Origin of the sequence: Pseudoxanthomonas sacheonensis, from assembly GCF_031455975.1 — a bacterium.
GTDB lineage: Bacteria > Pseudomonadota > Gammaproteobacteria > Xanthomonadales > Xanthomonadaceae > Pseudoxanthomonas_A > Pseudoxanthomonas_A sacheonensis_A.
In genome coordinates this window covers 281684-299001 of the sequence record NZ_JAVDTT010000003.1, presented here as the reverse complement: position 1 = coordinate 299001, position 17318 = coordinate 281684, and the positions used below count along the sequence as shown (strand labels likewise).

Annotated in this window: 19 protein-coding genes; 14 read left to right on the top strand and 5 right to left on the bottom strand. The window is 55.9% G+C overall.

Annotated features, from left to right (window positions below):
* Positions 1-118: 118 nt before the first annotated feature.
* Positions 119-1411 (top strand): adenylosuccinate synthase, encoded by a 1293-nt coding sequence (locus tag J2W94_RS13575; protein WP_310094398.1) that lies wholly within the window; start codon positions 119-121, stop codon positions 1409-1411.
* Between the two features lie 258 nt (positions 1412-1669).
* Here J2W94_RS13575 and J2W94_RS13570 read toward each other — a convergent pair whose 3' ends face one another.
* The 3 genes from J2W94_RS13570 to J2W94_RS13560 form a co-directional block, all read right to left on the bottom strand.
* Complete coding sequence (locus tag J2W94_RS13570) at positions 1670-1927, bottom strand: helix-turn-helix domain-containing protein (RefSeq protein ID WP_310094396.1); 258 nt, start codon at positions 1925-1927, stop codon at positions 1670-1672.
* A gap of 1 nt (position 1928) precedes the next feature.
* Positions 1929-2441 carry a DUF2975 domain-containing protein gene (locus tag J2W94_RS13565; RefSeq protein WP_310094394.1) on the bottom strand — a complete coding sequence of 171 codons (513 nt, stop codon included), beginning with the start codon at positions 2439-2441 and terminating at the stop codon, positions 1929-1931.
* A gap of 148 nt (positions 2442-2589) precedes the next feature.
* The gene (locus J2W94_RS13560; protein ID WP_310094392.1) at positions 2590-2823 is read right to left on the bottom strand and encodes an XAC0095 family protein; all 234 of its coding nucleotides are present in this window, start codon (positions 2821-2823) and stop codon (positions 2590-2592) included.
* Positions 2824-3344: 521 nt separating this feature from the next.
* Between J2W94_RS13560 and J2W94_RS13555 the strand changes: the two genes are divergently transcribed.
* From J2W94_RS13555 to J2W94_RS13535, 5 genes are all read left to right on the top strand, one after another.
* Complete coding sequence (locus J2W94_RS13555) at positions 3345-3680, top strand: GrlR family regulatory protein (protein ID WP_310094389.1); 336 nt, start codon at positions 3345-3347, stop codon at positions 3678-3680.
* A 42-nt stretch (positions 3681-3722) separates the two neighbouring features.
* Entirely contained in the window at positions 3723-4604 is an 882-nt protein-coding gene (locus J2W94_RS13550; RefSeq protein WP_310094387.1) for a hypothetical protein, read from the top strand.
* 214 nt (positions 4605-4818) lie between these two features.
* On the top strand, positions 4819-6033 hold the full coding sequence (locus tag J2W94_RS13545; RefSeq protein ID WP_310094385.1) for a hypothetical protein: 1215 nt from the start codon (positions 4819-4821) through the stop codon (positions 6031-6033).
* A gap of 170 nt (positions 6034-6203) precedes the next feature.
* Positions 6204-8456 carry an AAA family ATPase gene (locus J2W94_RS13540; protein ID WP_310094382.1) on the top strand — a complete coding sequence of 751 codons (2253 nt, stop codon included), beginning with the start codon at positions 6204-6206 and terminating at the stop codon, positions 8454-8456.
* 2 nt (positions 8457-8458) lie between these two features.
* Positions 8459-9379, top strand: a complete 921-nt coding sequence (locus J2W94_RS13535) for an HNH endonuclease (protein ID WP_310094380.1) — start codon at positions 8459-8461, stop codon at positions 9377-9379.
* Between the two features lie 169 nt (positions 9380-9548).
* On the opposite strand, the gene J2W94_RS13530 is transcribed toward J2W94_RS13535, so the two are convergent.
* On the bottom strand, positions 9549-10025 hold the full coding sequence (locus tag J2W94_RS13530) for a hypothetical protein (protein WP_310094377.1): 477 nt from the start codon (positions 10023-10025) through the stop codon (positions 9549-9551).
* A 546-nt stretch (positions 10026-10571) separates the two neighbouring features.
* On the opposite strand from J2W94_RS13530, the gene J2W94_RS13525 reads away from it, so the two are divergent.
* The 5 genes from J2W94_RS13525 to J2W94_RS13505 all read left to right on the top strand — a co-directional run bounded on the left by J2W94_RS13525 (position 10572) and on the right by J2W94_RS13505 (position 14509).
* On the top strand, positions 10572-10853 hold the full coding sequence (locus J2W94_RS13525; protein WP_310094375.1) for a hypothetical protein: 282 nt from the start codon (positions 10572-10574) through the stop codon (positions 10851-10853).
* Between the two features lie 233 nt (positions 10854-11086).
* Positions 11087-11248: a hypothetical protein gene (locus J2W94_RS13520; RefSeq protein ID WP_310094372.1), complete on the top strand. Its 162-nt coding sequence runs from the start codon at positions 11087-11089 to the stop codon at positions 11246-11248.
* A gap of 635 nt (positions 11249-11883) precedes the next feature.
* Complete coding sequence (locus tag J2W94_RS13515; protein ID WP_310094369.1) at positions 11884-12138, top strand: hypothetical protein; 255 nt, start codon at positions 11884-11886, stop codon at positions 12136-12138.
* Positions 12139-12240: 102 nt separating this feature from the next.
* A complete protein-coding gene (locus tag J2W94_RS13510) occupies positions 12241-12693 on the top strand; it encodes a hypothetical protein (RefSeq protein ID WP_310094366.1) in 453 nt (150 codons plus the stop codon).
* A 1366-nt stretch (positions 12694-14059) separates the two neighbouring features.
* Complete coding sequence (locus J2W94_RS13505) at positions 14060-14509, top strand: hypothetical protein (protein WP_310094363.1); 450 nt, start codon at positions 14060-14062, stop codon at positions 14507-14509.
* Between the two features lie 316 nt (positions 14510-14825).
* On the opposite strand, the gene J2W94_RS13500 is transcribed toward J2W94_RS13505, so the two are convergent.
* Positions 14826-15302, bottom strand: a complete 477-nt coding sequence (locus tag J2W94_RS13500; RefSeq protein ID WP_310094360.1) for an MgtC/SapB family protein — start codon at positions 15300-15302, stop codon at positions 14826-14828.
* Positions 15303-15726: 424 nt separating this feature from the next.
* Here J2W94_RS13500 and J2W94_RS18200 point away from each other — a divergent pair, with 424 nt between their 5' ends.
* The 3 genes from J2W94_RS18200 to J2W94_RS13490 all read left to right on the top strand — a co-directional run bounded on the left by J2W94_RS18200 (position 15727) and on the right by J2W94_RS13490 (position 17295).
* Positions 15727-16029 carry a hypothetical protein gene (locus tag J2W94_RS18200; RefSeq protein WP_430540609.1) on the top strand — a complete coding sequence of 101 codons (303 nt, stop codon included), beginning with the start codon at positions 15727-15729 and terminating at the stop codon, positions 16027-16029.
* Between the two features lie 390 nt (positions 16030-16419).
* On the top strand, positions 16420-16704 hold the full coding sequence (locus tag J2W94_RS13495; RefSeq protein WP_310094357.1) for a hypothetical protein: 285 nt from the start codon (positions 16420-16422) through the stop codon (positions 16702-16704).
* Positions 16705-16770: 66 nt separating this feature from the next.
* A complete protein-coding gene (locus tag J2W94_RS13490; RefSeq protein WP_310094354.1) occupies positions 16771-17295 on the top strand; it encodes a hypothetical protein in 525 nt (174 codons plus the stop codon).
* Positions 17296-17318 lie beyond the last annotated feature (23 nt).

The window sequence follows — 17318 nt, the reverse complement described above, 5'->3', positions numbered from 1 at the left end:
GCCCGCGTAGGAGCGACGTAAGTCGCGAACACCAGTTCTTTTAAGAGCGCCGTTTCGCGACTTACGTCGCTCCTACCGTCCTACGGCCCATCGTCCCACTATCCGGAGTTCAAACATCATGGGTCAGTCAGTCGTCGTTCTCGGTGCCCAGTGGGGCGATGAAGGCAAGGGCAAGATCGTCGATCTGCTCACCGAGGAAATCGGCGCGGTGGTGCGCTTCCAGGGCGGCCACAACGCCGGCCATACCCTGGTCATCAACGGCAAGAAGACCGTCCTGCACCTGATTCCCTCGGGCATCCTGCGCGCCGATGCGCTGTGCCTGATCGGCAACGGCGTGGTGATTTCCCCGGCGGCGCTGATGAAGGAAATCGGCGAGCTGGAAGCCAACGGGGTGGAAGTGCGTTCGCGCCTGAAGATCTCACCGGCCGCGCCGCTGATCATGCCGTACCACATCGCCCTGGATCAGGCCCGCGAACTCAAGGCCGGCGGCAAGGCTATCGGCACCACCGGGCGCGGCATCGGTCCGGCTTACGAGGACAAGGTGGCGCGCCGCGGCATCCGCATCGCCGATCTGCATTACCCGCAGCAGCTGGCCGAACTGCTGCGCGTGGCGCTGGATTACCACAACTTTGTGCTGACCCAATACCTGGGCACCGATCCGGTGGATTTCCAGCAGACCCTGGACGAAGCGCTGGCCTTCGGCGAATACGTGCAGCCGATGAAGTCCGACGTGGCCGGCATCCTGCACGATCTGCGCAAGCAGGGTAAGCGGGTGATGTTCGAAGGCGCGCAGGGTTCGCTGCTGGACATCGACCACGGCACCTATCCCTACGTCACCTCCAGCAACACCACGGTCGGCGGCGCGCTGGCCGGCACCGGCGTGGGCGCCGACGCCATCGATTACGTGTTGGGCATCTGCAAGGCCTACGCCACGCGCGTGGGCGGCGGTCCGTTCCCGACCGAGTTGAACGACGAAACCGGCGAACTGATCCGCGCCAAGGGCCAGGAGTTCGGCGCCACCACCGGCCGTCCGCGCCGTTGCGGCTGGATCGACATCGTGGCGTTGAAGCGGGCGGTGGCCATCAACGGCATCAGCGGCCTATGCATCACCAAGCTGGACGTGCTGGACGGCATGGAGAAGCTGAAGATCTGCATCGCCTACGAGTACCACGGCAAGCGCACCGAATACGCGCCGCTGGACGCGCAGGGTTGGGAAGAGTGCACGCCGGTGTATCTGGAATTCCCGGGTTGGGAAGAGAACACCCACGGCGTCACCGAGTGGGACAAACTCCCCGCCGCCGCCCGCGCCTACCTGCGCGCGCTGGAAGAACTGGCCGGCTGCCCGCTGTCCATCGTCAGCACCGGCCCGGACCGCGACCACACGATGGTGCTACAGGATCCGTTCGCGTAATCCGCTTTTGCCTCCTCCCTTGCGAAGCAGGGGAGCTCGAAGCCGCCTCAAGCGGCTGAGGGGGAGGGGTGCTCTTCGCCTGACCCGTGCGCATTCTTCAGAAAAGCTCCACAGCGCATAAAACTTTCAGTCGTCATTCCCGCGAAGGCGGGAACCCAGCGACTTGAATCACGCAAAAGCAAAGTCCCTGGGTCCCCGCCTTCGCGGGGATGACGAATTAATTATGTCTGCGCCTTCCGGGCTCTTCTTTGTCATTCTTCATGCGTCCGCTCCGTCGCTTGCAACCTCAGCAACCGCATCGCCCGCCTGATCCTCCCCCCGAAACTCCAACAACTCCCCCGGCTGACAATCCAGCGCCACACAAATCGCCTCCAGCGTGGAGAAGCGGATCGCCTTCGCCTTGCCGGTTTTGAGGATCGACAGGTTGGCCACGGTGATGTCGACGCGCGTGGCCAGTTCGGTCAGGGTCATGCGCCGTTCGTGCAGTTTTTCGTCCAGGCGTACCAGGATCGCCATGTCACACCGTGCCTTCTAGGTCGGCGCGCATGCGCGCGCCGTGGGCGAATACGCCGGCCAGGACGAACATCAGCAGCACCGCCAGCCAGGCGGCGAAGGAGAAGGCGTCGACCTTGCCCGGTTCCCACACCACCGCGGCAATCGCGGCGACGATCAGCCGCAGCCCTTCCAGGGCGGCGATGGTCCAGGCGATGGCGTTCAGGCGTTGGGCGTTCTCCAGGATGAAGGGGTCGCCGCTGCGTACGGTGTCGACGATGGCCAGCAGGCGCCGCAGGAGGGTGTGGACGAGGGCGGCGCCGGCAAAGCCGATGAGGACGATGGCGCGCAGTCCGTGCCCCACCAGCGGGTGGGCGTTGACCATGTCGAAGCCGAGGGGGCGTTGCGGCCAGCCTTCGATGAAGAAGCTGAAGACCAGCAGGGCCACCAGGCAGAGGGCATAGAAGGCGTTGAGTAGGATCAGGCCCTGGATGACGGGCCGGGCGATGGCAAGGGCTTGGGCGCTGGTGCGGGTCATGGCACGGTCTCCGGAGATATCGTTAAACGATATTAGGCACATCGAAATACAATATGCAAGCGTGCCGTAGGTCACCCCACCGCTCGTCATTCCCGCGAAGGCGGGAATCGATGGACGTAGCAGTTGTTCAGACCTTCCTTGGTGCCGTTTATGCGGGCGGGGCAGCAGCAGCCACAATCTCGTCCACAGCCTCAGCCAACTGGCTGAAGCAGTGGGCCAGGCCGGCGCGGGGCAGGATCAGGTGGTCGGGGTTGAGGATTTCGGGGTGGCTGAGTTCGGCCAGCAGGTGCAGGTGTTGGCAGAGGGACTGCAGTTGTTGGTGGGCTTCTTCGGGCAGGTGGTAGCCGGGGGTGGGCACGGCGGTGCGGCGGGGTTTGGACATGGCGGTACTCCGATCCGTGGGTACGCCCGCTTGCACGGGCAGGCGGGATGTCGGGAGGCTAGAAACCGCAAACAGACGGCGGGCTTATTTCCCTTGCGGGTGTTGTATTCGCCCACTCCCGACGCAGAACTTTGCGCCGGTCATGCCCAATGTTACGGGCATAAAAAATCCACCAGTGTTTCGGAGGTGGATACCGCTGTTTGAGGAGTTTCTAGGGCTCCGTGGAGAAAGTCTGCTCTGCGCCTTCAACGAACGTCAACTCACAAATTCTCCCTTTTGCGAAGCAGGGAAGGGCTGTGAGCTTCAGCTGCATGTGAACTATTTACGTTGTATGCCGTTGCGGCGAGTGCTCACATGCGTGCCCCGGGGAGTGAAATTTCTCGGGGATAAAGGTAAGTAGGGGCAGCGGCTCAGTGGCACCGGAAATACGAGTGCCTCGTGAAATGAGGTTTCAGCGTCGCGTTGTGTGCGACGAGAACTCCGCATGCTAAACCGCAAGAAATTCATGGGAGAAACGCAAAGTGATCGACGGAATCTATCAGGTTACCTTTTCATCCAACTCCAACGACTTCGGTGAGGGAATAGCAGTATTCAAAGGTAACTCTGTCAATGGCGGAGACAAGGGTTATATCTATACCGGCACAAAGGAGGCCATTGCGGGCGCCTTTAAGTCTGTGCTGAAGATCACGCAGTGGAACAATTCCGTACCGTCCGTATTTGGACCAATTAAGGAGTTTGTCTTGGAGCTTGAAGGTAATGATGGGCCGGCGAATGGATTCACAGCCAACGGACATGTAGCCGGTCAGCCCGGGAAAAAAATTAGCATACGAGGTCGTTATATTTCGCTCGCTAGTTAGGCGGCGTATTGGTCAAGACTGAGGAGAGGCGGAGGAAGAGGCGTGGAATCACAGATTGCCGATTACTTTCAGTTAACAGTGGATTTCCTCGCCAAAGCGCTAAATTCCAATTTCACAGTGGCATTGGCCGGAAGCCTGGCTGGTGCGGGTGCGGGTGCATTAGGTGCACAGCACATTGCAGAGCGCGCAAAGCGTCGTGATGAACTGCTTAAAGAATTAAGAAGTACAAATGCAGCAATCATGGTTTCGTTCACAATATGCAATTCAGTGTTGGCTTTTAACAAGCAATTCGCGAAACCTATGTTGGACGAGTTTGAGCACGACCTTGCGATTATTGAGGCGGCAAAAAAAAGCGAAATGTCTGGGGCATTGCCCATGTTCTCGGCAGATCTCAAGAGTTTTCCAGCTCCTCATTTGCCTGTGCTGAACCTTCAAGAGCTGGTGTATACGAGAATTTCTGCATTTGGTCGGCCACTTGCGCTCGTCGCGATTATCGAGCAATCGAACCAAGGATTGCTCAAAATAGTAGACCGTAGAGAACAGCTGATTCGTGAGTTTCAAAGCGGGAGCGTGTCCGGAGCGATTGTCTCGCTGCGATATTTCGGACAGAAGCTCCCCAACGGAGATACAAACGAAGAGTATCCAGATGTGATGCGGGCCATTCACGATTATGCCAATGATCTCGCTTTCTTTAGTTGCCTCATGTGTGAAGACTTGATGGAGCACGGAAATCGCGTGCATGCTGCGCTTACAAAACACGGTATGAAAGGAATTCCTGCGGTAAGCAAGCCGGATTTCTCTAGGCCTAAAGAAAAAGGGCTTATACCGGATAGTACGAATTATGCTGACTGGATGTCAGGCTTTACGCCGGCTGTCGCCGGGACGGAAGGCAATAAAACGAAAGCAGGGAAAGAAGAACGATGATTTGTAAGAAGAACTTCTGAGAACCAGGAATATTATTCTTGGCTTCGGCATGCTTGCATCCAGCCTGTAGGACAGTTTGATCGTGGTGGTACCCATCTTTGCTTGGCTATTGCGGTGATGGATATCGCATTCGGCTCAACCCGTACGACGAACTGCTCGCTCACCCGTGGCAAAGTGTAAGCTGCTGTCGGGGAATGGCAACGGGAGTGGGGTCATGTCGCGCTGGAGCGATCAATTTAAGAATCATGCTTTTCATACGGATTGGGCGTCATTGGCGGCGCTGCTTGAGGGTGCATCTGCAGTTGAGCTGGAGGACGCCGAAGAGTTCGCGCGCCTTCGGAAAGTGTTCGTGTTTGTTTCAGGACTATTGGATGGAATGGACCCGGAAATAGTAAACGCGAATGCATTGACCAATATGCACTCGCCAGCTCAGGCAGTGATAAATGAAGTATCCGCGTATTTTTCCAACTCAAATGTCGGCCATCTTCACAACGCCAACGCGAGTATGGACACCATTGTTGTCCAGGCTAGCCAAACACCATTTATGGCTTTTGGAACGGCAAAAGCATCTCTAACAAAGGCCGCCACTGCGTACGCGGATGCAATGCACTCACATGCAGAAAAGTACAAAGAGGCTACTGATACTTTGGTGGAGGACGCATCGACGGACTACGACACACTGGATGGAAGGGTAATCACGGCCGGAGAATCCATCGGAAAGTTAGAAAGCCGAGTCGAGTCGATGGAGACGCAACTCCCGCTGCTACTAGCGACGTTCAATACCGACTTCCAGAATAGTGAGAAGGCGAGGTCCGATAGGTATGACCTTTGGACTACATCCTACCAAGATAAGCTCGATCTCCAGTTCACCGAGGCTGCTAAGAAGTTTTCGATCGGCCTAGATACGATGGGAGACTACTTGAGCCAGGCGGGAAAAGTTCTAGGGTCGGTGGTTGACACGGGCCAAGCTGGAGCTTATGCAACTTACGCAACAGAGGAGAAAAAAAGCGCCAACGTCTTTAGGATCAGCGCCATTCTACTCATGGGGGCTGCAGCGTTAGTTCTATTCTTGCCCGAACTTGTACATGCCGCGAAAGCTGCTTCTCAGTATGAGATGGATTGGAAGGCGGCGCTCTATCGCCTGCCTTTCTCACTTATTCTTTTTGCCCCAGCTCTATACCTCGCTAAGGAGTCGGCAAAACACAGAACGAACGAAGTGGTCAACCGTAGGCGGCAACATATTCTCACCACGATAGGTCCCTATCTGGCGCTACTTGCTCCCGCCAAGGCAGACGAAATAAAGGCGGAAGTTGCGAAGAGCATCTTTGCTGACAATCTGCCAATCATGGATGAGAAGTCTCCAGAGGCCGCGAACGTTCTCGCGCAAATGACAAATCTGATAGACCTGGTGCTTAGAAAGAACAAATAGGTAGCCAACGGGCCAGAAGTTATGTAAACACCCCCGTTCTGACGGTAAGTGCCGTGCTTCTCGCAGGAGCGGTGACGGACATGCTCGCGAAGCATTGGTGATGGTTGGAAAGGAAGTTCTATGAGTCTTGAAGGAACAACCTATTTAGTCTGCTCGACCAATTGCCAAAAGTGAATGAAGATCATCACATACGGAAGTACACGACATTGAGAAAAATCTTTCGCCAACCTAATGCTCCGTACTTCCTCAGCACGCAACGCGTAGTCAGCGAGAAGGTTCGTCTACTAGAGTACTTGCGTCTTCCTCTCGTCAGTCGTCGACAAAGACGCGACAATGTTGATCGAGATCTATTCTTTGATAGCGGTTTCAGAAGGGAAGTAGCCAAGGCATTCCAAGATAAATGTGCTTTTTGTGAGTCGGCTGTAAGCGGGGAAGGTCAGATTGTGCACCTTAGGCCGCTGCGAATCTCCGACGAAAGTACTCACGATTCTGCGCAGGGTTATGGAGAACGAGGTTACTATTTATGGCTGGCATTTGAGTGGAAGAACATCTTCTTCGCTTGCGATGCGTGCTTTAACTACAAAGCTGACCGCTTTCCAGTGCGGGGAGAAAGAGCATCTTACTTGGCAACTTTCCATGATGTGGTTCGCGAAGAATCATCTCTGATTATCGACCCAACGTCAGAAGATCCTTCGAAGTACCTCAGCCTTCTCGCCGACGGCCGACTCAAACCCTTAAGTCCATTGGGTGGAGCAACAATCGATCTCTTCTTGCTGAATAGAAGAGCGCTCGTTGCAGAGCGGAAGTCTCAAGCGTCACAACTAATCGCGGATGTCCTGGCTTTCAGTTATGGGGGCATCCTTAACACACTTGCGCCGCAAGCCGCTTTTAGCGGTTCGCTAAACACCTTATTTCGTCGCATAGCTCAGGCATGGTCTCCCAATGGCAATCCTATTACAGGGAGCGGGCGTGCTCTCATTGATCACTTCCATGACGCACGCGCGCGCGCTACCGATCAGCAAATTGGTCGACTTCATGATCTGCTCAACGAAATTCGTGAGGCGGACGGAAATGAAGTAGTAGAAGAGAGCGCATTTCAAAACTTTTCTGTTCAAGAGCGAGCTGCTGTCTCCGCGGGCAAGAAGCCGGAATCGCTTCCAGGTGCGCTATCGGTAGTTAGCATTTCGAACTATAAGGCTATCGAAGGGCTAACGCTTAGTCTCTCAGCGAATCGTAGTTCTAGAGCCGGTGCGCCATCGCTGATGATCTTGGGTGAAAACTCGACAGGAAAATCAAGTGCTCTCTCAGCAATCGCCCTTGCTCTAATCGGCGCCAAAGAAGCCTCCAAACTTAAGAGCTATTTTCCAGACATCGTACGAAGCAGTAGTATCGACCGATTCGATAAGTTGGACGACGATGTCGTCGACGTTTCTGTTCGTTTCCATTTTTCAGATCGTATTTGTCACTTCCGATATGATCCTGGAAACGAAACCATTGACGGAATGACAGAGCCAGCATGCATCGTTCTAGGTTATGGACCTAGACGTTTTTTTGACCCAAAGCGTCGTAGCAAGAAGGCAACTGCTTCGTCCAAAGTACAGTCGCTTTTTAACCCGCTGGCGACAATACCGTATCCCAATGACTGGCTTAGAGCGCAGACGGGCCGGCGATTCGATAGTATATCGGCCGCCTTAAAAATAGTGCTCTCGCTGGAGGAGAACGACGAGCTATTGGTACGACCTGACCATCTTGCGGTTCGAACTAACGGTCGAGTGTCACCTATCGATACGCTTAGCGAGGGTTATCGTTCGGTGTTCGTAATGACCGTGGACATCATTCGCGAGTTGCTGGGCCACTGGGATGATCTTGAGAAGGCCGAGGCGGTTGTATTAATTGATGAGATAGAAACGCACCTGCATCCGCGCTGGAAGATGCAGGTGATGACATCTCTCCGCAGGGTATTGCCACGTGTACAGTTCATAGCCACCACCCATGATCCGTTGTGCTTAAGGGGTATGGACGACGGAGAAGTGGCTGTTCTTCGACGCAACGAATCCGACCAGATTGAACAGATTAAGGATTTGCCAAGCGTAAGCGGAATGACGTCCGAACAGCTTTTGCTTTCAGACTATTTCGGTCTTTCCAGTACAACCGATCCAAGGACCGAAATTTCGCTAGCGAAGATTGCGGGTGATGTTGCTATAGATCGGGGGGATGGCAGGATAGACATAGAGCTTGCACAGGATACGATTGATCTCGTCGAGCGAATTACGGTGGGAAACAGTCAAAGCGAGCAGATAATTCAAGAGGCCCTTGCTCGCTACTTGAGAGGCCGCGAAGATCGTGATGGCAGACCACGAGCGACGCTGCGTTTGGAGGCAGTTGAAGCCGTAGTTAAAGCGCTTCAGCGGATGGGCAGCTAACTATGCGGTATGTAGATCGGCGTGAAATCGATACTCCACCATCGCTCGCGGTGCCAAGCGTATCGGTGGCGGCCGAAAAGGAGGCTGCGCGAGTCTATTACGCGAATATGTCGATAGGTGATCAAGACTGGAAAGGCTACAGTTTCAAGCAATACAAAGATCACGACGTTTGCTATCGATTGCGCATATTGTTTTGTAATAAATGCGCCTATTGCGAGTCCGACTTAGGGAGTAACTTGGATGTCGAACACTATCGCCCAAAGTGTGGCGTGACGGAGGAAGAAACTCATAGCGGGTATTGGTGGTTGGCACATGCATGGGAGAATCTCTTGCCGTCTTGCGATCCATGTAATCGCAAAAGATATCAAGTTCTTCTTACTGAGAAAAATTCAGAGGATGAATTACTTGCTTTGCGCGCTTTGCGTCCCACTGAATCCTATGGGAAAGCTAATCACTTTCCGATTCTGGGTGAAAGGGCATTCGACGAAGCGGCTGATCTTTCCGCTGAGCTGCCGCTCCTCCTGGATCCAACGAATGATAGGCCAGATGATTACTTGGACTGGTCGATTGGATCGTATTTCAGCATTGTGTGCCCTTTAGTAACTGCCGGCGAACCTAGTATGCAACGTGCGGTTACTACGATCAGTATCTTCGCTCTCAATCGACTAAACCTAGTCCAGAGCAGAACAGAAGTTCTCAATGAACTCCGGTTTCAAGCATCTCAGATTGAGAAGGATTTGGAGCGTCATGCCGGGGAAGAACAAGGTACCGCTCTACTGGATAGCGCACTCCTGAGAGCGGACCAACTAAGAAGACTTCACGAGCCACATAAGCCCTATTCGGGGATGGCAAAAGCATTTGTGGATCGATTCATAAGCCGGATAGCGATGCGGGCAGCTGGAGCGGATGGACAAGACGGCTAGGAAGCGTGGATTGGAGAGAAGAAGGATCCAGAGCATGTGCAGTTCAATCGCATCTGTTCTCAGCCCATTTTTCGATTTGCGCATGACGGGAGAGCGGTTCTTTCTTGCAATCTAGTAAAGAAAAGCCCCGCAACGCGGGGCCTTTCCTTTTCCACTATCAGGCTATTGGTCAACCAGCAGGAGCTGCTTCCGGCGCCTCTCCCGCACGACGGCGGTTGAACCGTGCGGAGAGCGCCTTGCGCATGCCGTCCAGACCTTCCCCCTTGCCGGCAACCTTGAGCACCGCATAGCCCTCCAGCGCGTTGCTCATCAGGTCGCTGCCGACCGCCATCTCCGTATCGTTCAAACGCTCGTACAAACGGTTCACCCGCACCAGCATCGGCCGCAGCGTGTCCAGCGTGGCTAAATCGTTGAGGAAACCATCCAGGTCGAAGTTCCGGGGCAACACACCCGGGTTCTGCGAGAAAGCCACCACCGCGTGGCGGCAGAACGCCTCCGACTTGTCGCCCATCTTGGCCAGAGAGCGCCGCTGCAGAGGGTCCAGGGCAATCAGCCCGGTCAAGTTGGCTTCCAGGGTGTCCAGCGCCGTATTCACCGCCGCCATCGTTTCTGGTGCCAGGTTCAGTTCAATCAGGTTCTGACTCATTTGCGTTCCTTCATTCCTTGTCAGTGAGACCGGCTCACTCAGCCGGCGGGGAATCCTAGGACAGGCTCGGGTGAATGTCGGTGGCCTAGCCACCCCAAGTCGCAAGGCTTGGCGCCTTGCGCGCAAGGAAATTTGCTTTGCGCGCAAGGTTCCGAAGGCCACGCTTGGAGTACCCACACTGCGCGCGCAAGCAAAAAAGCCTTGTTTGCAAGCCTCTGAGCTTTGCGCGCAAGCCGAAGAACTTCGCGCGCAAAGAAAATGGCATCGCCATTACGTTCGGAAGCTCCACCCACCGAACGTAATGGCGGCTTCCGCAAAGCACGGAGCTGCAAGCACGCCCCTCAACACTTTGCGCGCAAGGAAATTTTCTTTGCGCGCAAAGCTAAATGTGCCAAGTCTCGCATTCGGAGCTTTGCGCGCGAAGATAAAAGGCTTGCGCTAGCGCCTCTGGAACCTGGCTGCGAACCCTTTCGCTTCTGAGTTCGTCCGGGCGTAGGGCACCGGCAGGTTCAGATCCTGAGATTGGGCCCCGCTATCCTCGCGCCCATGGAAGAGGACACCTTCAATTGGCGCTGCACAATCCAGTGGTCAAGCCAGCCGCCTGACACGCTGTGCCTGGGCACGACGGAGGTGGCGCGGCTGCACCAGCGGGTAAACGACAAGACCTGGTTCGCGACCCTGGACCAGCACCTGGATTACGAGAAGCGACGGCGCCGGGACTGCACCAGCTACGAATCGGGCAAGGCCGGCGCCATGACCTGGGCGCTGCGCCACGAGGCCCGGATCCGGCGGGAGATCGAGGAGAGGAGGGCAAAGAGAAGGAGATAGAAGGTGCCCCGGCCCAGCTTCACCACTTGCTCAAGGCGGCACCCTATGGTCCTTAGCTGAGCGGCATCCGTTGCCGGTGCTAGGGCGTGCTGCCGGGGCGGAGATAGGTTGTAGGTAAAGTCCAGCGGCCGACATCGGCCGATACCGCTTTGCGAGGTAGGAATAATCTGATTCGCCTACTGACTCACCTCGTACGGCTGGCCCGCCTGCAAGAGCGCAGCGACGACACCGCCATGGCCCTGGGCAGCGACCTGATGACCAACGCACTGGAAGGCTATGCCTTCCTCAAGATCGCCGGCAAAGGCGAAGGCCTGGACAGCCTGCGCAAGATGCTGTCGGCGCGCTTCGACCGCGCCGCAACCAAGCCCGCCAGCGCCCCCGTGCAAGAGAGCTGAGCGCCCTCATTGGTCCGTAGCAAACAAGGCCCCGCATGTCGGGGCCTTGTTTCATCCAGGCAGACCCACCTTATGCGCGATTGACGGATCTCCCATGCCGTACCCACAATCCGCGCTACACCTCACTTTGGGGTCTAATCTTAGTTAGGCATGTGCTGAAACTATCCCGGCAAAACCAGATATGGAACCGTGCTTGTCTTGAGTCTGGCGGTCTATCGCCTGCTGCCGGCGACCAAGCGCTCGCGTCGCTTCTGTTGGCCCACGGTCTCGCCATGAATGGTGGAGTGGTCCACGCTATGGAGTGTTTGAGTGAGTCTGAGATCGCTGCAGCAATTGCTGGCTTTAACTACTTCGGTCTCGTGGAGGCGTCCCATGTCTTTGGGCAGATCCCGGACGACTCTGAGGACTCGGAAGAGAAGGAGGAGCGTCTTAACCAAATGTACTGGGCAGCAGTACCGACTGACGAGACGTTGGCTCACGCCTTTCGCATCAAACTCATTTCTACTCCAGAGGCGTTTGCTTCCACAGATTCGGGAGAACATGCCTAACAATTCATTCAAGCCGAGCCCGCATCGTTACGGCATTGATCAGACAGTTGGCTGGGGCAGGCCGGCTTAATTCAGGCGGGGAGATTTATGGCAACTGCCCTGTTGATCACCGCTCTTGTGCTGCCAGTTGTACTGTTCTGGCTGCTCAAGTCGCGCACTCGCTTGAACGGTTGGGTTGCTGCGGCCATTTCCATTGCCGCCGGCTGGACGCTCAACTTGGCCTGGGCTTCCGCAGCCCATGAATCCATCGCAATTGCTGCGCGCTTCGGCTGGGTCTGTCCTACAGTATTAGTGGCGCTCACTTGGCTCGTCATGCGTTTCAAAAGGCAGCGTGCCGCGTGAGCCCTAGCAGTTCATTCAAGCAGAACCCGCTTCGCGGCTCGGCTTCATTCAGGCGTTAAGCGGCACACGAGAGTTCGGCACTGTTTCCACTAGGAGTTCGAGATGAAACTTTGGCCAAAGATCTACTGCATCGTAATTTTGGCTTTCGGAAGCTATGCACAGGCCCAAGTGGCGTCAGCCGCCACTGCCTCTGTTCCTGTCACGGTCGAGTACTACTACCGCATCAAATGGGGTGACGCCGAGGAATTCTTGCGGCTCTATGACAAGAACCATGCACCACTTCTTGAGGAGATGAAGAAACTCGGATTCATCCGAAGTATCCGTGTTCAAGAACCCTACACGCACATGGCCGGAGGGCCACGTTGGGATCTTCGAGTGACGATTGTCTTTCGCGATGCTGCTGCGGCGGTATCTGACCCTGAGTGGGATAAACAATGGACTGCCGCTAAAGAACGCCTTTATAGGGACAGCAAAATCTTCGATTCAGAAGAGAAAACTCGCTTTAGTTTGTTAGAGGAGCACTGGGATGTAATCGTCAATGAAGTGACGCCCTAGATCACCCGCAAGTGCCGCTTAACAATTCATTCAAGCCGAAGCCGCTTCGCGGCTCGGCTTAACTCAGGTGTTAGCGCCCTATGCTCATCTCCCGAAAATTGGCTGTCGCTATTGGAATTGCAGCCATTGCAGCCATCCTTGCTCAGCAGGCATTCAATAGCTTTTCCTGTTATGGGCACTCGCTGACGTCGTTCTTGGCCGCTGTAGGCATCTTTCTTGCCGTTCCTCTTCTTCCTGCCTTGATCTCGTTGGTAACCGCTAATCCGCTTCGCGCGGTCGGCGCTTGCCTCTTACTGTCGCCTTGGCTTGGGTTGGCCTACTACACGGACTGCGTCAAGCCATATACCGGCGGCGGAGCGTCTATGATCTACGTGGCGATCTTGTTATGGGGCACCCCGTGCGCGGTGGTTGGCGCCCTACTTACAGGCCCGCTACTGCGTCTCGTAGGCATCAAGGTCGGCGGGCGCTAACAATTCATTCAAGCCGAACCCGCTTCGCGGGTCGGCTGTGTCAGGAGGTAGGTGTGTTTATGGAGATGTTCGATGGCTTCCCTATCAAGAGTGGTTTCGCCGGTCAGGGTTGGGAGTTAGAGAATTGTGCTGCCGTTGCCGAGGCACATCCGACAACATTCGAAGTGCCATCGCCCAGTGAAGCTTCCTTAGTGAGAGTTGGCGACTTGCTTAGGTTGCACTTCCTTATTACTGATCCTGAGGTGATGTCCGACCCGGAAAACCCGCGTGCCGAACGGATGTGGGTGGACGTATGCGATCTGCCCGGAGACGGATTGTTGCGAGGCCATCTAACCAACATGCCAGGATTCATAAGCTCCCTTGAGCCTGGAGACGTTATTGAGTTCAGGTGGGAGCATGTGGCCCAGGTTTACGTTAAATCTGGCGATCCGAGGTATGCGTGAGCACACCTAACAATTCATTCAAGCCGAACCCGCTTCACGGCTCGGCTGTGTCAGGCGTTAGGCCGCATGAAAGCACCTCCTGAGATTCAAGCACTCTTCGGGATCGGCCTCATGGGCTACGCGCTCGTTACTCTAGGCGCCGCGATTTGGCGCCCCAAGCTGCTAGATAATCCGCTCCTTCGTCCGCGATGGTGGGGGTCTGGTCCACGGGCCAGCCGCGCTGCAGCCGGCTTTGGCTCCGGGGTTTGGCTAACGATAGGCATATTCCTGGTCGGAAATGCTCTCAACGTTCTACCCCCTGCGGCGAATAACTTGGTCTTGCCAGTACTCGGATTCTTCTTCGCAGCCGCAGTCATTGCGCAACTCGCCTCGGGCGGCAATGATACGGCCTAACAGTTCATTCAAGCCGACCCCGCTTCGCGGGTCGGCTTCATTCAGGCGTTAGGCCCCTACATGAGCGACGGAGACATCGACTACTCCAAGTTCACACTCCTGGAGCTCGAGGAGGCGCTTGCCGGCATTAATCGGCAGCAATATCCCAAGAACTACGAAAGCCTCCGCTCAACATACGAGCAGAGGACCGCGCTCATAGCAGTTCCACCTCCGTCGGCGATCGCAGCTCCTGTAGACCATTCCGCGCACCAGGAACCAGACACAAGCTTGTGGAGAAGGTTCTGGGACTCACGTCCTATCGTCGGAATGACTGGAATAGCTTGCCTCTGGTGGGCATATGATATTTTCTCCCGCACAGACTCATGTCCCTCCGGAGGGAAGCTCATAGGGGACTTGGTCAAGGCTACCTGCGAGAACTTCGGTCAAACGGTAGCGGCAGGCATTCCGTTCGTCCTCGGGATTGTTTCGGTGGTCTTTGCCATACGCCCAAGGCGGAAGGCAGAGACCTAGCAATTCATTCAAGCCGAACCCGCTTCGCGGGTCGGCTTAATTCAGGCGTTAGGCTGCACATGTCAAAGATTGATCGTGCGACACAATGGGTGATGTTTTTGGGCGGAGTTCTATTCGTGCTTTATTGGGGGTCTCGTGCACTTGCATGGCTGTCTACGGGATTTCCCTCATTCGAGATGAGAGGGGTTACTTATACCGGATGGGTTGCGGGATTCTGCATAACTGCTTTCGGGCTGGTTGGGCTGATTATGCTAATTTCTAGTGCACGGAATTTGCGGTCATGGTGGTAGTGCCTCCTAATCATTCATTCCGCTACCTACCGCTCCGCGTTCCGCATGATCCTAGGAATAGTGTTGACCACCGCCAGCCCAATCAACGTGGTGGCCAGGGCCATGACCTCCATGCCCATGCCGGCGGCCATGCCCACCGCGGAGACCATCCAAATGCCGGCCGCCGTGGTGAGCCCCTCGATACGCTCATCCCGTTCCAACTTGATGATCGCACCGGCCCCCAGAAAACCGATGCCCGACACGATGCCCTGCATCACCCGCGTCACGTCGCCCGGAGCTATTCCCGACAACAACGGCGCCATCACGAACAACGCCGACCCTATCGACACCAGCATGTGCGTCTTCAGCCCGGCCGCGCGTCCCTTGCTCTCCCGCTCAAGCCCCAACATGCCGCCCAATACCGTAGCCGTGAGCAGCCGCACCACCATGACCGTGGTGGTGCCTGCGTCCGGCAAAGCGAATTCCCTGGCCAGCGCCTGTCCGATCTCTGCGGTCACACTCATGCAAGGCCTCCCGATGGCGAGCGGCGCAAGCCCGTAAGGCCTGCGATCAATGGCGGATTGTCCGCTACCAGCCGTTAGTAGTGCGTATCCGTTCGGAGCCCATAGCGCAGGGGCGATTGGGGCGGGAACATGCGACACCTCCTGGCATGCACGATTACGACTATTGCTTTTGGGGTCTTCGCTTACCCGGGCTACCGTCGAACAGTCTGGGCCTTGGCGAGGCGGATCGGATTGCTTATGACCGCAAGACCTTCCGCAGTAAGGATTAGACGACCTCCGTGCCGGCAAACACCCGCAATGTCGCACGCACCCCGACCCGCGAAATCGCCGTAATCCCTTAGATAAAGTCCGATTGACGGGCCTCCCAGGCCACACCCACAATCCGCGCTACACCCCCTTTGGGGTCTAATCGTAGTTGGGCCCCATGGAGCGAGACACAATTGCTGAGTTGGAGATTGACGCAACCGGCAAGCTTTATGTCGTCCCGACCGGCTGGGAGTTTCCCTACATCTATCGCGAGGCCATGGAAGTCCAGTGGGACCCAGCTCGCCGTGCGCTGTACGCACCCGCGCCTCGAGAATGGTCATACGCTCGCTGGTTCCAGCAAGTCCTGGACGCTGCACGTGAGCAAGGCTGTGAGCTGCAGCTTGCGTCTAGTACAAAATGGTCCAACATAGATGCGGATGTCAAAGTCGAGTTCTTGCGGGTAGCTGGCAATGGGGTCTAACAATTCATTCAAGCCGAACCCGCTTCGTGGGTCGGCCTAATTCAGGCGTTAGGCTCCTATGACAACTGACCTCGACTCGCTGCCATTACTCACTGCACGCCAAGCCTATTTGGCCATGCGCGAGTTCATCGCTGTGGAGTTTGAGTTGGCGGGTAGCGATAAAACTGTCCATCTCGGCGGTCTTCTCGCGGAGATGGAACCGGAGACTGACGGCGCTACCTCAGACCCAGGCGCTGGCCTTACTTTTGCCGAGGCAGTTCAAAAAGTCTTGTCCCCAAACTTCAGTTCCGCTTGGTCCCGGCCACCGGACAGGGCCTAACAATTCATTCGAGCCGAAGCCGCTTCGCGGCTCGGCTGTGTCGGGCGTTAGGCCCCTGGGAGGTAGATCGCATGTACGGCAACCGCAACAAAAAGAAAACCAGCTATCTAGGCACTAGCATTCACGGTAGTGGCAACGAAGAGAAGGCCAGCTATTCAGGTATTGGCATTGCTCTGGGTGTCGCAATCGGTGCAGCATTTGGTGGTGCCCTGGGCAATCTGGCTTTGGGCATTGGCTTTGGTATTTGCATTGGCGTTGCGATCGCGCTTGCGCTATCCAGTAGGCAGTCCGGAAAGAATGGCGAATCCGGACCAGACGCTAAGGGCAGTCGGGACAGCAATGACGACGGCGCCTAACAATTCATTCAAGCCGAAGCGGCTTCGCGGGTCGGCTTAATCGGGCGTTAGCCCTCAGGGGGAAGTATGCGGCTGCTTGCTATTTGCCTTTTGCTGCTGCCTGGCTGTGACAGCCGTTGGGATCGAGCGATCCACCATCTCGCTGGCGTGAAAGAGCAAGCTATTGTTCTTGCCGACAAGCCGTTCGAGATTGATTCGAACGGCCGCACATTTACAGGCAAGGAGCCGATGGAGGTGCTTGGAGACATGGCTGACACTTGCCTCGTGCTAAAGGCCAAGTATCCAATGGCCCCGCAAGCCAAGATGGACCATGACTTCAAAGCCCTACTCCAAGGCACGCGCATCAGCGCAACGCTTACCGACATGAGTGGCAAGAAATACGAACTCGATAGCGTCGGTCAAGCCTGGAACATCTTTGGCGTAGTATCGTCGAGCGAGGAGCTTTCTGCATGTGTTTCATGTGGTTGCAAGCCCAAGATCCCTGTTGGCACCAAAATTCAGTCAATCCACGTCAAGACAGATAAGCCGCTGTCCGTTCTTGGCGCCTACTGGAGCTCTACATCCGCATTTGATGACGTGCCAGAAGGCTAACAATTCATTTAAGCCGAACCCGC